The following is a 13868-nucleotide window of genomic DNA, read 5'->3' on the forward strand; positions in this document are numbered from 1 at the left end:
GGGGCCTCGAATGGCAACTTACAGCTTTCAAGACGTCCAGGCCAACATCGTTGGCCCGGGCGCGGCATTCTCGATCGGCGCAGGCTCGGCAGCCTCGGAAGAGGGCATCACCATCGAGGCCACCGGCGACAAGAACACCATGACGGTGGGCGCAGACGGTGAGGTCATGCACGCGCTGCACGCAGACAAGTCGGGAACGATCACTGTGCGTCTGCTCAAGACCAGCCCGCAGAATGCTCTGCTGCAGGCCGCCTATGACGCTCAAACGTTGAGCAGTTCGCTTCACGGGAAGAACATCATCACGGTGTCGAACTCGGCGGCAGGTGACCTGCACGTCGGTCGAGATTGTGCGTTCGCTCGCAAGCCGCGTGTTGTGTACGACAAGGCAGGTGCGATGATGGAATGGACCTTCCACGCGGGCAAGATCGACTCGATGCTGGGGACTTACTGATGGCAATTGATCTCGAGATCCGCGGTATCAAGTACCGCATCGGCAAGCTCTCGGCAATGAAGCAATTGCACGTCTCGCGCAAGATTGCGCCGCTGGTGCCGGCGCTTCTGCCGATCATGCTGGAACTGGCCTCGCCGAAGGGAATGGCCCCGGTTCAAGCGGCAGCCGATGCCCCGCTGGTTGGCGGCACGGCACCGGAAGCCGCGGTCGCGGATGGCAGCGGCATCCTGTCGCGGCCCCAGTTGCTGCAGCCGTTTGCGGACGGTCTGGCGAGCCTTCCGGACGACCAGGCGGAGTATGTGATCGGCGAGTGCCTGTCGGTGGTGCAGCGCTTTCAGGGGAATTCCTGGTTCTCGATCTGGGCGCCGGCTGCCAAGCAGCCGACTTACGAGGACATCGACCTCGCAACCATGATCGAGCTTTCCGTGAAGGTGATTGCCGATAGCCTCGGCCCTTTTATTGCCGGGTGGCTTACCAGCCCCGCGAGTCACCCTTCGACGATGGCGTAGCGTGGGCGCGGCTGCCGGACGGCGAGGACTGGCTACTGGCGCCTGTGCTCGCCGGCATGTGCAAGTACGAGTCGCTGCTCGACGGAGTTCTCGGGCTGCACGACGTAGCCCTGATGAACGACGCACTGTCTGTGCGCGCCGATAACCGCGCGCTGGCCGAGCGCCTGCGAGAGAACTAGCATGTCTGAGCCCACGATCATTCGAGAATTCCTCGTCGCCCTGGGATACAAGGTCGATGAGAAGGGCTTGAAGAAATTCAAGGGTGGTGTCGAAGATGCGACGAAGAGCGTGGTCCGCATGGTGGCCACGATCGAGGGAGCAGCGATTGCCATTGGCGTTGGCGTAGCCGCATTCGCCTCGAAGCTTGAAGGCCTGTACTTCGTTTCCCAGCGGACCGGCGCCACGGTCACCAGCCTGAAGGCGGTCGAGTTCTCGGCGAAGAACCTGGGCATATCCGCCGAGACGGCCCGGGGAAGTGTGGAAGCGCTCGCGCGCTTCATGCGCAACAACCCGGCGGGCGAGAGCTACATCGCAAGCCTCGGTGTCCAGACGCGCAACGCCAACGGTGAATTGCGTGACACGGTCGACATCATGGCCGACCTGGGCAGTGAGCTCGCCAAAAAGCCAACGTTTCTCGCGAGCCAGTACGGCAACCTGCTCGGAATCGACGAGAATCTGCTGCTGGCCATGCGCAGCGGTGAGTTCTCGAAGTATCTGCAGCAGTATCGCGAGATGGCCGCGAAGACCGGCTTCGACAAGGCGGCCAGCGACTCGCACAAGTTCATGGTCGCCTTGCGCGACCTGGGGGCGGTCTGGGACGGCTTCACTGCCAGGCTCGAAAGCAGTCTGGTGCAGCGTCTCGGGCCGAAGTTGACCGAGTTCCAGAAGTGGTTCGAGCGAAACGGGCCGGTGATTGAGCAGCGCGTCGGCGATATCGCGCTCGCGATCATCGCGGCGGCGGAAGCCATCGGCCCGGTGCTCGCCAAGGTGATCGACCTGTTCGTCGACCTCGACAAGTCTACCGACGGCTGGTCGACAAAGATCATCGGCGCCATCGCAATCTTCAAGATTCTCGGCGGCTTCCAACTGATTGGCGGTATCTGGAAGATGGTCACCGCTCTGAGGGCGCTCGGCGGTGCCGCCACGGCGGCGGGCGCGGCGGCCGGCGCAGGTGGGGCTGCTGCTGGCGGCGGCATTGGGGCAGGTATCGCTGGCTTGCTGAGCCGGTTCGCGCCGCTCGCGCGCATCGGCGGCGCTCTCGGCTTGATGTTCCATAGCGAGGGGCTGAATAAGGGTGAGCCGGAAGACCTGGCGGAGCGCCGCAAACGCGGAATGACCATCACCAACGCCGACGGCACGACGTCGAACGTTCCGCCGCCAGGCGGCGCTGTACCCGGGCAAGACAAATCGCTACCGCGGGGCTTGCGCAACAACAACCCGGGAAATATTCGGTACGGGAAGTTCGCACAGGATCAAGGCGCAATCGGCAAGGACTCGGGCGGCTTCGCCATCTTCCAGACGGCCGAAGACGGTCTTCGGGCGCTGGGCGAGCTGCTGCGCAGCTACGCGCGGCGCGGATTGAACACGGTACGCGGGGTTATCAACCGGTGGGCACCGCCGAGCGAGAACGACACCGGCGCGTATGTCGGGGCTGTGGCCAAGCGGCTTGGGGTGGGCGAAGACCAGGCGCTGAACATGAATGACCCGAAGGTCATCGCTGGGCTGACGGCGGAGATTACGCGGCACGAGAACGGCCGCAATCCGTTCACACCGGAAGCCATCCTTGGGGCGTCCGGCGGCGGATCGCGCCAGATTAGCGTCGCGCAGACGAACCAGACCAACATCACCGTAACGGGCGTGAATGATCCCCAGGCTGCCGGCCGCGCGGTGCGCGACGAGCAGGTCGGCGTGAACCAGGAACTCACTCGAAACTTGCAGGGCGCGCTGTCATGAGCACCATTGGCTTCGACGTGATGATGATCATCCCGAAGATGCTGGACACGATCCGCATCGGTGTGACGATCGAAGAGGTTTACAACGACGAGTTGCAGATCACCGAACACCCAGTGGAGCAGGGCGCAGCCATCACGGACCACGCCTACAAGCGGCAGCCCGACGTGGTGCTGAAGTGCGGCTGGTCGAACGCCGACTACGCGGCATTGCTGAGCTCGCCCGTGGTGGACTTCGACGAATTCGGCAGCACCACGCAGTCCGAATACATCGATGCGGTGTATTCGCAACTGCTCAAGCTGCAGGAGTCACGCGTTCGGTTTGACGCGGTGACGTCGCGCCGGAAGTACTCGAACGTTCTGCTGCAGGGGCTGCGAGTCGTGCACGACGCGAAAACGAGCGGCGCGCTGATGCTCACGGCGACGCTGCGGCAGATTCGTATCGTTCAGACCAAGGCGACGAGGCTTCCGCCTCGGGACGACCAGGCGGATCCGTCGCGCACCGCCGAGACACAGAACACCGGCTCGAAGCAAGCGGTGCCGGCCACGCCGGCGCCCGGCGGGTCGGTCACGCCGCAATGACATGGCCAGCTACTACGAAATCCCGTTCTCGCCCACGCCGCAGGCGTTCCGCATCACGCTATCAGGCGTCGAGTACACCCTAACGGTGCAGTATCGCGCGGCTGGTGGTGCCGGCTGGGTGCTCGACATCGCAGACTCGTCCGGCGCGCCGATCATCGGGGGCATACCTCTGGTGACCGGCGCTGACCTGCTCGAGCAGTACAGCTACCTTGGCCTGGGCGGCCGAATCTGGGTCCAGGGTGCTGACGACCCTGACAATGTCCCAACGTTCGACGACCTCGGCGCTGGGTCGCATGTCTTCTGGGTGACCGACTGATGACCGATCAATACCTACGCAAGGCGTCGCTCATCATCGGCGAGAACGCCGGCGACGCGCTCGACCTGTCCGAGCTGCGCTTCTCATTCGTGGTGAAGCGCGGCGATTTCCAAACGCCGAACTCGGCGCGCATCCGGGTCTACAACATGAATCCGGACACGATGGCCCGCGTGCAGAAGGAGTTCAAACGCGTCGTGCTACAAGCCGGGTATGGGGGGAATTTCGGGCTGATCTTCGACGGGACCGTCGTTCAAACCCGGCGAGGGCGCACCAGCCAGGTCGATACGCACCTCGACATCACGGCAGCCGATGGCGACGCGGCGTACAACTTCGCGATCGTGAGCACGACGCTGGCGGCTGGATCGACTGCCCAGGATCATTTCAATGTTGCCGCGCAGTCTATGGCGAAGCACGGTGTGGGGGTCGGGTACACGGCGGGGCTGCAATCGAATCCGCTGCCGCGCGGCAAGGTGATGTTCGGGATGGCGCGGGACGTGCTGGCATGCACTGCTCGAAACACAGAAACGACTTGGTCCATTCAGGACGGAAAACTTCAGGTCGTACCAGAATCGAGCTACATGCCCGCGGAAATTCAGGTCGTAAATTCAGACACTGGAATGGTTGGTCTGCCGGTGCAAACCCAGAACGGCGTGCAGGTGCGTACGCTGCTCAACCCGAATTACAAAATCGGGACGCTGATCGAACTCAGGCCTGGGTCGGTGCAGCAACTGGAGTACGGACTGGCGAACGCAGATCAGCCACGAAATGCTTTCGTACAGGTCACGAACCCGCTGGACGCCAACGGCTACTACTACGTGATGGTGGCTGAACATCAGGGCGACACGCGGGGAAATGACTGGTACACCGACCTCATATGCATTTCCGCAGACCCGACGGTGATCCCGAGCGAGGAGATGCAACGCAGATCGACGTTCGGAGCGATAGGTCCGGTTCCTGGCGCCGTGAAGACCAACGGCTAACGCACGCCGGGGAAGCGCTTTCGAAAATCCGAGATGCCCGCGGATGGGCGTGTGATCTTGGCGCTACCGTCGCGTGCAACGTCGGCTAGGGCGAAAGATGAAGTCGATGAGTTCGTGACGTTCCCGAACCGGTCAACGATCACGACAGAGTTGGGATCGCCGGAAAGAGTTTTTCCCCAGCAGCCGACGTCCGCTTCGGCGCGATTGAAGACGTCAGCTCGGCGCATGTCGCTCGCGTGGATAACCGGAAGCGCACATTTCTCCTTTGTGTACAGCACGTAAATGAGTTTTTCGCGCGGAACGATGTCGCCAACCTGATTCTGCCCCGGCGGAAACACATAGGCTTCGCTTGCGCCAGCAACGCTGGACGTCGCAGCCAGTATCAGAAACATCAGCTTTTTCACACGAATCTCCCCATGAATCGACAAGAGCGCGTTGGCGACCCCAACCAGATGTTGCTGCTTGCCCTTCGAAGTGTTCTGTCCGACGTCCAGACGGCCCTGCCGGGCATCATCCAGTCGTTCGATCCGCAGGCCATGACCTGCTCGGTGCAGCCTGCGATCCAGATGCGGGCCCGCGGGCCGGACGGTACCGTCACGTCGATCGCGCTGCCGCTGCTTGTGGACTGTCCCGTGCAGTTCCCCGCCGGTGGGAATTGTACTCTGACGTTCCCGGTGAAGCGGGGCGACGAATGCCTGGTGGTCTTCGGCTCGCGCTGCATCGACGCCTGGTGGCAGTCGGGCGGCGTGCAAGAACAGGCCGACACGCGCATGCACGACCTGTCAGATGGCTTCGTGCTGCTGGGCACCCGCTCGCGGCCCCGCGCGCTGGCAGGCGTAAGCACGGCCTCGGCGCAACTGCGCAGCGACGACGGCGCGACGTTCATCGATCTCAACCCGTCGACCCAGAAGGTGAAGATTGTGGCGCCCGGCGGGTTCGACGTCGTGGCGCCGCTGGCCACCTTCTCTCAGGCGGTCACCATCACGGGCCTGCTGACGTTCGTCGGGGGCATGGTCGGCAGCGCGGCGAGCGGCGCTGCGGCCGTGTTCAACGGAATCTTGAACGTGATCGGCCAGATCACCGCCAACGGCAAGCGAGTGGACGACACTCACACCCACAACAACGTGCAACCCGGTTCGGGCAATTCTGGCACGGTGAATTGAGCATGCGATACCGAAAAGAAGACGCTGACGGCGATTACGTCCTCGGCGGGGCGGCTGCATTCCTTGTGAATAGTCCCGAGGCGGTGGCGCAGGCCGTTTCCACACGCCTGCGCTTGATCCAGGGCGAATGGTTCCTCGATAAGACGGCCGGCATGCCCTGGAAGCAGGTGCTCGGCAAAAACACGCAGGCCACTGCCGATAGCGCCATCAAGCAGTGCATTCTCGGCACGCAAGGCGTCGTCGAGATTTCGGACTATTCGAGCGAGTTCGACGCAGATTCGCGCGCGCTCGCCGTCACCGCGACGATCAACACGATCTACGGATCGACGACGATACAGGAAACGCTGTGACCATCACCACGACTGCGCCGACTATCGACGCGACCGGGATCCACGCGCCGGCATATGCTGACGTCCTCGACTATCTGCAGACGCAGTACCGCGCCATTTTCGGTGCCGATACCTATCTCGAACCGGACAGCAAGGACGGGCAGTTCCTCGCGATCATCGCGTCAGCGATCAACGACGCGAACGGTGTCGCGATCGCCATTTACAACAGCTTCAGCCCGGCGACTGCGCAATTCGCTGCGCTCTCGAGCAACGTGAAAATCAACGGCATCCGGCGGCATGACTCGTCGTATTCGACGGCGGACGTGCTGGTGGTCGGGCAGGCGGGAACGACGATCACAAACGGTCTGGTACAGGACGCCAATAGGCTCAACTGGGCGTTGCCCGCGTCTGTCACCATCCCCCCAGAAGGCGAGATCACCGTCACGGTGACCTGCACCACGATCGGCGATATCGAGGCGCCCGCCGGTACCATCGTCAAGATCATGACGCCCTCGCTGGGGTGGCAGACGGTGACCAATCCGGCTGATGCCGCGCCGGGTGCGCCGGTTGAAACGGACGCGGCGCTGCGAGCGCGCCAGAAGACGTCGACCGCCATTCCGTCGCTGACCGTTTTCGAGGGCACCATCGGCGCCGTCGCCAACGTTGCTGGTGTGACGCGCTACGCAGGATACGAGAACGACACGGATGCGACGGATGCGAACGGTTTGCCTGCGCACTCGATCGCGTTGGTGGTTGAGGGCGGTGACGCAACTGCGATAGCGAACGCCATTGCCGCGAAGAAAGGGCCCGGCGGCGGTACAACCGGCACCACGGCGATCACCGTCAACGACATCTACGGCCGTCCGATCGTCATACGGTTCTACCGACCAACCAATCAAGCCGTTTCCGCCGTGGTCCAGTTCACCGCGCTCGCTGGGTTCACGACCGCAATCGGTCAGTCCGTCCAGCAGGCGATTTCCGATTACATCAACTCGGTGGCGATCGGCGGTGGTGCGCCCGGCGTAGTCGAATGGGATGCGTGCATCGCGGCCGCGAAGAGTGTCCCCGGGGCGAACACATTCAAGATCAAAACGCTGACGCTGAACGGCCCGGGCGGCGCAGGCACCCCGGATGTGCCGCTCGCGTTTGATCAGGCTGCGACGTGCACGCCCGCCAGCGTAACCATGACACCCGTCTGATATGGCTGACATCGCAGATTACACCGGGAAAATCACATCGGAGCACGCGGACAAACCGCGCTTCACGGCGATGGTTGCCGCGGTCGCACAATGCTTCGTCGACGGACAGAATGCGCTCGGGGGCATGCCTGCAAGCTTCGATCTCGACGCCGCGATAGGAAAGCAGCTTGACGACGTTGGCTTGTGGGTAGGCGTCTCGCGATACGTGGCTACGCCGCTTACTGGTGTCTATTTTTCCTTCGACACTGGCGGTCTGGGGTTCGACCAGGGCGTGTGGAAAGGACCGTTCGACCCGGACACCGGCGTCACGTCCTTGGACGACGAAACGTTCAGGCTGTTGATCCGCGCCCGGATCGGCGCGAACCATTGGGACGGAACGCTCGTTGGCTCGAAGCCGATTCTCGACCAGATTTTCTCGGGTGATACGCACGTGTTCATGCAGGACAACCAAGACATGTCGATTACGATCGGCATCGCTGGGAAGATCCCTTCGGCCCTGTTTCTCGCGTTGCTATCGGGGGGCTACATCCCCCTGAAGCCGCAGGCGGTGCGAGTCAACTACTACCTCGTCACGTCGGTCGACAGTTCCCCGATATTCGGATTCGACATGAACAACGGCTACGTGGCCGGATTTGACACCGGCGCCTGGGCAACCCCGATTTAACACGTCCTCTCGCTTCTCATTCCTGCTCGCGCTCGCGAGCGAACCAAACACGAGTCCCAATATGGCATCGAACGATTTCCTGACTTTCGCGGGAGGCTCGGGCGCGAACGTGCTGAGCCAACCCGACTACGCAGCACTGACCGCGATTCTGTCCAATGGCTTCACTGCGGGTACGGCATTGTCCGCACAGGTCAACAAAGTGTTGCGACAGGCCAGCATTATGTCGGCGGTTCTGGCGCAGTTCTCTGTCGATCTGACAGGCAGTAACGCGGTGGATGATGGAACGACGGCAACGCTTCTCGCGATGCTGAAAACGGCGGTCTCTGCGCAGTCGGTGGGCGTCGTCGGCACGTCGCGCAACGCGAAGATGTACATCCCGACGGCCGGAACGACGGGTACTTTCACGGCCGACGAAGTTATTCTCGAGACGGCTCTCGGTGGCCAGCGGTACAGCCTCGCGAGCGTCTCGGACACGTTCAACCTGACGACGGACATGGACACTGGCACTGCGCCGGTGTCGGGCTTTGTCGCGCTCTACAAGCTCTACAACCCGACGACGAAGGCCAGCATCCGGCGTATCGTCAATGCCACCAGCGCTATCGCGCCCGAGATCTACGCGGGCGCAGCGCCCCCAGCCGGTTACACCGCTTCGGCGCTCGTTGCTGTGTTGCCTACGAACGCTTCGGGGCAATTCATTGCTGGGACGAATCTCCGCGACCGTACGGTGAGCTTTCCGCCAAGAGTTGCTGCGACTATCGGGACGTATCCAGCGTCGTATCTCGGGTATTCCGTTGCTTCGGCAATCCCGCTCAACGCCAAGGACATAGGGTTCATCTTCACGTACAACAACGGATCGACCGGAGTGACGATGGGTTTTGACGTCGCGGGGGATACGAACGGAATTGGCCAAGCATCGTACGTTACACAGTATGGCGCCGCTAACACGTCGTCGAACGCGCGCGTGCCGATCGTGATCCCGCAAACCGTTTGTGTGAGAGGAAATGGCGCAGGTTCGCCGACCTTCCAGATCAACGCGACGTCCTATTCCTTCTGAGGTGACAAATGTCGGCAGCAACTACCGTATGGGTCGAATTCTCTGACGATTCGGAGTCGCGTGCGCTCTGCGTGATGGGGCGTCCCGCAGACTCTCCGCTGTTCGAGGGGCGCTACATCGTTGAAATGCAGACGAGCGACCCACGTTATGTGGCCTTTTTCAATGAGCAGCCGGCCGCCGCTCAAGAGTACATGGACCTACCGCCCGCGCAGCACATCGAGTAACCGAACACTCATTGATCTGCGTGTACACGATCATTGCAAGCCGCCTTTGGGCGGCTTTTTCGTTTCAAACGAGCGCGAGGGCGCTCAAAAGGACATATTTGATGACGGATGATCAAGCGACGTTGCTGGTGAAGATCGGGGGCTCCGCGGCGTTCGGGGCTGCCGTTTCGCTGAAGTTTATTCCGGGGAATTGGTGGCAGCGCGGGCTCTCGTTTGCAGCGAGTCTCGGTATTGGCTGCCTTGTTGGCGGGTTCGTGGCCGAGAGATATGAGGTCATTCCGGGAAGCATCACGCACATGCTGGCCATTGCGGCAGCGGCGGTCTTTGGGCTTTCGCTTGTCAGCAATCTGGTGCAGCAAATTCCCGAGTGGCTGGCCGCCGCCCGCAGGAAAATTCTTGGGAGCTAAGCATGCTCACCATCATCAATCAGATCGCGAGCGGCGCGCTTTTCGCTCTCTCGCTATGGGCACTCCTGTCTCATCGGGTGCCGACGCGCAGCTTAGGCACCGTCGTCCTGTTCTTCGTGAACTCAGCATCGCTCGGGAATATCGGCTCCGTCAACGCGTGCCACAGCGCCCCCGAGGTGGTGCTCAACACGGCCGTCGCGACGGCCGCATTGTGGGGATTCTGGCAGGTGCAGGTAAAGCACCGCGTTATTTGGGGGCATCAGCATGGCTCGAATTGACCCCATCGCCGCGGGTGGCCAGAACGTTTGCGCGTTCCTCGACATGCTCGCCTGGTCGGAGTTCACGTCTAGGATTGCGGGTTCCGATGACGGCTACAACGTTATCGTGGGCGGTGGCCTGTTCACGAGCTATGCGGACCATCCGCGCAAGTCGGTATGGATCAAGCGCTTCAACGTGTGGTCGACAGCCGCGGGGCGCTATCAGTTACTGTCGCGCTACTTCGACGTCTACAAGCAGCAACTCGGGCTCCCGGACTTCTCTCCCGTCAACCAGGACAAGATCGCGATCCAGCAGATTCGTGAGCGCGGCGCGCTGGCCGACATCAAGGCCGGAAGGATCGAGTCAGCGATTTCGAAGTGCCGAAACATCTGGGCGAGCCTGCCGGGCGCGGGCTACGGACAACACGAAAACACGCTCGACTCTCTGCTCGACGCCTATCGGCGTGCGGGTGGCGTCATTGCACCGTAACCGGGGAACCATCAATGGAAGACCACAAGACTGCCTGGACGATTCTGGGCCTGCTGGTGCTGGGAGCTGCTATGGGACTCGGAAAACTGCTCGTGAGCGACGAGGTTTTGACGTGGCGACTGATCATCGGTCGCGCGATATTGGGCGCTGGCGCATCGATGATCGCTGGCGTGGTGCTGATCCAGATTCCGGATATCCCGCCGCTGGCGCTGCTCGGTATCGGCAGTGTGCTCGGCACGGTCGGCGCGCAGTTCATCGAACTGCAGCTCAAGCGCCGGGCGGGCGGTTTCATGCGTGGTGACCGGGGGTGATGCCATGTCAGTTACCGAAACCCATGAGGAACGCGAGACGCTCGCCGTCGACGTGCTGCTGCCCGGTCACGATCCGCGCGTCACCACACCGTTGTTCACGCACACGCGGGCCGCGCTGATCGAGCGAGAGCGCGGCAGGTGCTTCGTCTGCGGCGGCACTGAGCAGGACAGCGGGCACCCGCTCGAGGCCCATCACCATCCGATCGAGCGCAGCACGGCAAACATGATCGAATGGCCGCGATTGGCCGAAGACTGCCGCGCCGGCGTGTGGGGCCCGATCGCGCAGGCATTCGATTGGGATGGCTTTCTGGCCGCCCAGCCGTTCGACCCGTATCGATTCGTCGATGACATGACCGTCAACGGGATGTTGCTTTGTAAAGAGCACCACACAGGGAAGGGCGAGGGTATTCACATGCTGCCGTTCCCGTTGCTCGTCGCGCAGAAGTACGCCGTCGAGGGCTACCAGTTCACACCCACGGAAATCATCCACCACCACGATAAGGAAGCGACGAAATGACTATCCGCGTGAAGGTTCTTTGCTACGGCGGTTTGCTGGCCATCTGGGCATTGTTCGCCTGGTTCGGGAAGACGCCCACCGACGGCTTCATCGCCGCGGTCGGTGCCGCGCTGGCGGCGCTTGGCGCCGTGCACGCCGGGGCGGCCACGAAGGTTCAGGGTGGCAGCACAGAAGCACCCGGCACGCCGCAGTGATACGGGCGCCCTTCGCATGCCTGGGCGCGCTGCTTCTTGCCGCGTGCGCGGGCAACGCCTCGTACGAAGTGCGGCCGTTTTATGACTCGGCCGGCCGGCTGATCTGCTGCGAGGCATCTGTCTCAAGCAGCAAGGACGTCGGCGCCGTCACCGTGCGCGTGACCAATACCCCCGAGGGCTTCACCCTCGATTTCGCCGAGACCGGCGTGTCGGCCAGCGCGCCGATCACCGCCGGCGGTGGCATTGCTTCCAGCATTTCGGCTGCTGTGACGAGTGCGGCTGCCGCTGCCATCAAGTTCTCCACCCCGTAAGGAATCCACCATGAAGCGTTTTGCCATGTTGGCCGCGTGCGCGGCCATGCTTTCGTGCGCCCTCGCGGCCTGCTCGACGACAGCCCAGTCCGTCCCCTCCCCATCGCAAGTCGCAGCCCGGGTCTGCCCGCCGGTCCAGGTCGCGATTGCCTCGCTGCAGCAGGTCAGCGGCATGAGCAACGGCGCGCTGCAATCGCTCGCCGAGGCGCAGCCGGTCGTAAACGCTGTCTGTTCTGCAGGCTCGACCGTCGATGCGGTGAATCTTCAGTCGCTCGCGAGCGCAGGGCTGCCGGCGATCATCACCGTCGTGAAGGCGTCGCCGCTGTCGCTGCAGGATCAGGATCGAATCGTGATGGGGGTGACGACCGCGCAAATTTTGCTCGCGGCTGCGATCGCCGCGTGGCCGCAAGATGTCGCGACTGGCGCCGCGGCGAAATGAGCCGCTTCCTGACACGCTTAGTCATCGAGAATGCCGCCGGCTGCGACGACGGCCGGTGGCGGCTGGTGGCGGACCTGCTCTATCAATCGGATGTCGCGGGGGCGGTGATCACGGTGCCGCGCGGTTTCGTCACCGATCTCGCGTCGGTACCGCGACTGCCGGTCGTCTACTGGCTCACCGGCGGAACCTCGAACGAGGCCGCCGCCGTGCATGACTGGCTCTATACGACGAAGCTTGTGACCCGGGCAGTGGCCGACCGCGTGCTGCGCGAAGCGTCCGCCGCAACCTGCGTGCCGGCCTGGCGCCGCTGGCTCATGTACTGGGGCGTCCGCTTGGGCGGTGCGTCGCACTGGACGCTTTCCGCACCGAACGGTTCATGAGCCAAAAAGATAATCATAGTTATCAAAAATAGAGAAATGATATCCAAAACTATCTTCTATCGGTTGGGCGCCCCCGGGATACCCGGCAACTCGCCTCGGCGTTGTCGCTGATCCGAAAGCAGGGCACGAAGGCACTCGAGCGCGATGAGCGTGTCACCGACTTCCTCGCGCCACGCCTGGTGGATGATGGCGTACAGCTTTTCCACTTCCACGAGTACTTTGTCTCGCCGCTGCGCATCGAGGCGACGAAAGGCAACTTCTTCGATCGCGCGCCGCAGATCAGGATCCTTGTGCGTGAGCCACAGACTGCGCAACTGATCGATGGTCAGGTCAGAAGGGCGAGGACTGAGAGGCATACCACGGACCCCTCGCTATGCCGAAGCGAACTCGTCGAGCATCGGCACGCGGCCGTGCAGGAATAGGACCTTCGGCGAGTCCATAGCGCCGGTCTCCGGGTCAACGGTAACTTCGTAGGCTGCCACCCCGGCGTGGCGCTCACGCATTGAGTGCGCGACGCGCACGGCGCCGGCGCTCGTGCTGGCCGGCCGCACTTCAACGGGAAGCAGATCGTCGCCTTTCCCTTTGCGGAACGGGACGACGATGAATCTAGTGGTGTGTGGATCTCGCATGGCGGCCTCTCTCGTGGTGCTCGTGAGGGAGGTAAACTAGCACAAACACTGTATAAAAAAACAGTGAAAAATGTACCCTTCATCGGGTACCCTCCGAAAAGCAAATAATGAAGGGGGAGACGGAATGTCGCAGGGGACTTCGTTAGTAGCCTGGTTGGGATTTGCTCTGTCGTTTCTTCTGGCGATATGGAAGGCCTATGAAACGTGGCGGGATCGCTCAAGGGTTGCTGTGACTTATTCATTCTCGTCGAACGAGTCGGAGGGAAATTCGATATACGTTCACAATTTGTCCCAGCGACCATTGATTCTTACATGGTGGACTGTTTCACTTGGAGTGGGGTGGCGATGGCGCAAAGACCAGGAGGTTGCGCATCCCTTTGAGTACTTTCCGATGCAAGTTAGGCCCCATGACACGGGCGTAGTCGTATGCTCGAACGAAAGTCACTTCGATTGGTCTCAGGATTTCTTGAAGGGGCGCTCGATCTTCATCAGGCTGGAGTTCGCTGGGCACAG

The 13868-nt window shown here is 62.2% G+C and carries 25 protein-coding genes; 22 read left to right on the forward strand and 3 right to left on the reverse strand.

All coding sequences use genetic code 11. From position 1 onward, the window contains the following. The first annotated feature begins 10 nt into the window (after positions 1–10). The 7 genes from PMO31116_RS20485 to PMO31116_RS20515 are packed head-to-tail and all read left to right on the forward strand — an operon-like array spanning position 11 to position 4787. The gene (locus tag PMO31116_RS20485) at positions 11–451 is read left to right on the forward strand and encodes a phage structural protein (protein ID WP_150568308.1); all 441 of its coding nucleotides are present in this window, start codon (positions 11–13) and stop codon (positions 449–451) included. Beyond that, positions 451–960 (forward strand): phage tail assembly chaperone, encoded by a 510-nt coding sequence (locus PMO31116_RS20490; RefSeq protein WP_150568309.1) that lies wholly within the window; start codon positions 451–453, stop codon positions 958–960. The genes PMO31116_RS20485 and PMO31116_RS20490 overlap by 1 nt, the downstream gene beginning before the upstream one ends. After that, a complete protein-coding gene (locus tag PMO31116_RS20495) occupies positions 918–1139 on the forward strand; it encodes a DUF6889 family protein (RefSeq protein WP_150568310.1) in 222 nt (73 codons plus the stop codon). The genes PMO31116_RS20490 and PMO31116_RS20495 overlap by 43 nt, the downstream gene beginning before the upstream one ends. 1 nt (position 1140) lies before the next feature. Next, complete coding sequence (locus PMO31116_RS23810) at positions 1141–2913, forward strand: hypothetical protein (protein ID WP_174971604.1); 1773 nt, start codon at positions 1141–1143, stop codon at positions 2911–2913. After that, positions 2910–3491 (forward strand): phage baseplate protein, encoded by a 582-nt coding sequence (locus PMO31116_RS20505; protein ID WP_023874022.1) that lies wholly within the window; start codon positions 2910–2912, stop codon positions 3489–3491. Before PMO31116_RS23810 ends, PMO31116_RS20505 begins: the two co-directional genes overlap by 4 nt. 1 nt (position 3492) lies before the next feature. Next, positions 3493–3807 (forward strand): phage baseplate plug family protein, encoded by a 315-nt coding sequence (locus PMO31116_RS20510; RefSeq protein WP_150568311.1) that lies wholly within the window; start codon positions 3493–3495, stop codon positions 3805–3807. After that, a complete protein-coding gene (locus PMO31116_RS20515) occupies positions 3807–4787 on the forward strand; it encodes a phage protein (RefSeq protein WP_246185408.1) in 981 nt (326 codons plus the stop codon). The genes PMO31116_RS20510 and PMO31116_RS20515 overlap by 1 nt, the downstream gene beginning before the upstream one ends. Here PMO31116_RS20515 and PMO31116_RS20520 read toward each other — a convergent pair. Next, positions 4784–5191 (reverse strand): hypothetical protein, encoded by a 408-nt coding sequence (locus PMO31116_RS20520; RefSeq protein ID WP_150568312.1) that lies wholly within the window; start codon positions 5189–5191, stop codon positions 4784–4786. The two genes, PMO31116_RS20515 and PMO31116_RS20520, sit on opposite strands and share 4 nt — an antisense overlap. A 12-nt stretch (positions 5192–5203) precedes the next feature. Here PMO31116_RS20520 and PMO31116_RS20525 point away from each other — a divergent pair, with 12 nt between their 5' ends. The 15 genes from PMO31116_RS20525 to PMO31116_RS20595 all read left to right on the forward strand — a co-directional run bounded on the left by PMO31116_RS20525 (position 5204) and on the right by PMO31116_RS20595 (position 12726). Next, complete coding sequence (locus tag PMO31116_RS20525; protein WP_150568313.1) at positions 5204–5950, forward strand: Gp138 family membrane-puncturing spike protein; 747 nt, start codon at positions 5204–5206, stop codon at positions 5948–5950. Between the two features lie 2 nt (positions 5951–5952). Beyond that, a complete protein-coding gene (locus PMO31116_RS20530; RefSeq protein ID WP_150568314.1) occupies positions 5953–6300 on the forward strand; it encodes a contractile injection system sheath initiator in 348 nt (115 codons plus the stop codon). Continuing rightward, positions 6297–7478: a baseplate J/gp47 family protein gene (locus PMO31116_RS20535; protein WP_150568315.1), complete on the forward strand. Its 1182-nt coding sequence runs from the start codon at positions 6297–6299 to the stop codon at positions 7476–7478. Before PMO31116_RS20530 ends, PMO31116_RS20535 begins: the two co-directional genes overlap by 4 nt. Position 7479: 1 nt before the next feature. Further along, positions 7480–8142, forward strand: a complete 663-nt coding sequence (locus PMO31116_RS20540) for a DUF2612 domain-containing protein (protein ID WP_150568316.1) — start codon at positions 7480–7482, stop codon at positions 8140–8142. A gap of 61 nt (positions 8143–8203) precedes the next feature. After that, the gene (locus PMO31116_RS24165) at positions 8204–9196 is read left to right on the forward strand and encodes a hypothetical protein (RefSeq protein ID WP_246185409.1); all 993 of its coding nucleotides are present in this window, start codon (positions 8204–8206) and stop codon (positions 9194–9196) included. 8 nt (positions 9197–9204) lie between these two features. Then, positions 9205–9420, forward strand: a complete 216-nt coding sequence (locus PMO31116_RS20550) for a hypothetical protein (RefSeq protein WP_150568317.1) — start codon at positions 9205–9207, stop codon at positions 9418–9420. 101 nt (positions 9421–9521) lie between these two features. Further along, a complete protein-coding gene (locus PMO31116_RS20555) occupies positions 9522–9827 on the forward strand; it encodes a hypothetical protein (RefSeq protein WP_150568318.1) in 306 nt (101 codons plus the stop codon). A gap of 2 nt (positions 9828–9829) precedes the next feature. After that, a complete protein-coding gene (locus tag PMO31116_RS20560; protein WP_150568319.1) occupies positions 9830–10105 on the forward strand; it encodes a hypothetical protein in 276 nt (91 codons plus the stop codon). Further along, complete coding sequence (locus PMO31116_RS20565) at positions 10092–10574, forward strand: glycoside hydrolase family 24 protein (protein WP_150568320.1); 483 nt, start codon at positions 10092–10094, stop codon at positions 10572–10574. Before PMO31116_RS20560 ends, PMO31116_RS20565 begins: the two co-directional genes overlap by 14 nt. A gap of 14 nt (positions 10575–10588) precedes the next feature. Further along, a complete protein-coding gene (locus tag PMO31116_RS20570) occupies positions 10589–10885 on the forward strand; it encodes a phage holin family protein (protein WP_115344744.1) in 297 nt (98 codons plus the stop codon). A gap of 4 nt (positions 10886–10889) precedes the next feature. Then, positions 10890–11402, forward strand: coding sequence for a hypothetical protein (locus tag PMO31116_RS20575; protein WP_150568321.1), 513 nt, complete (start codon positions 10890–10892; stop codon positions 11400–11402). Continuing rightward, positions 11399–11596 carry a hypothetical protein gene (locus PMO31116_RS20580; RefSeq protein WP_150568322.1) on the forward strand — a complete coding sequence of 66 codons (198 nt, stop codon included), beginning with the start codon at positions 11399–11401 and terminating at the stop codon, positions 11594–11596. Before PMO31116_RS20575 ends, PMO31116_RS20580 begins: the two co-directional genes overlap by 4 nt. Next, positions 11593–11907: a hypothetical protein gene (locus PMO31116_RS20585; RefSeq protein ID WP_150568323.1), complete on the forward strand. Its 315-nt coding sequence runs from the start codon at positions 11593–11595 to the stop codon at positions 11905–11907. The genes PMO31116_RS20580 and PMO31116_RS20585 overlap by 4 nt, the downstream gene beginning before the upstream one ends. Before the next feature lie 10 nt (positions 11908–11917). Next, entirely contained in the window at positions 11918–12346 is a 429-nt protein-coding gene (locus tag PMO31116_RS20590) for a hypothetical protein (RefSeq protein ID WP_150568324.1), read from the forward strand. After that, complete coding sequence (locus tag PMO31116_RS20595; RefSeq protein ID WP_150568325.1) at positions 12343–12726, forward strand: DUF1353 domain-containing protein; 384 nt, start codon at positions 12343–12345, stop codon at positions 12724–12726. The genes PMO31116_RS20590 and PMO31116_RS20595 overlap by 4 nt, the downstream gene beginning before the upstream one ends. Positions 12727–12782: 56 nt before the next feature. On the opposite strand, the gene PMO31116_RS20600 is transcribed toward PMO31116_RS20595, so the two are convergent. Together PMO31116_RS20600 and PMO31116_RS20605 are read right to left on the reverse strand one after the other, a co-directional pair. Then, on the reverse strand, positions 12783–13082 hold the full coding sequence (locus PMO31116_RS20600) for a hypothetical protein (RefSeq protein WP_150568326.1): 300 nt from the start codon (positions 13080–13082) through the stop codon (positions 12783–12785). Positions 13083–13097: 15 nt separating this feature from the next. Continuing rightward, the gene (locus PMO31116_RS20605) at positions 13098–13355 is read right to left on the reverse strand and encodes a hypothetical protein (protein ID WP_150568327.1); all 258 of its coding nucleotides are present in this window, start codon (positions 13353–13355) and stop codon (positions 13098–13100) included. Positions 13356–13868 lie beyond the last annotated feature (513 nt).

Origin of the sequence: Pandoraea morbifera, from assembly GCF_902459575.1 — a bacterium.
GTDB classification, from domain to species: domain Bacteria; phylum Pseudomonadota; class Gammaproteobacteria; order Burkholderiales; family Burkholderiaceae; genus Pandoraea; species Pandoraea morbifera.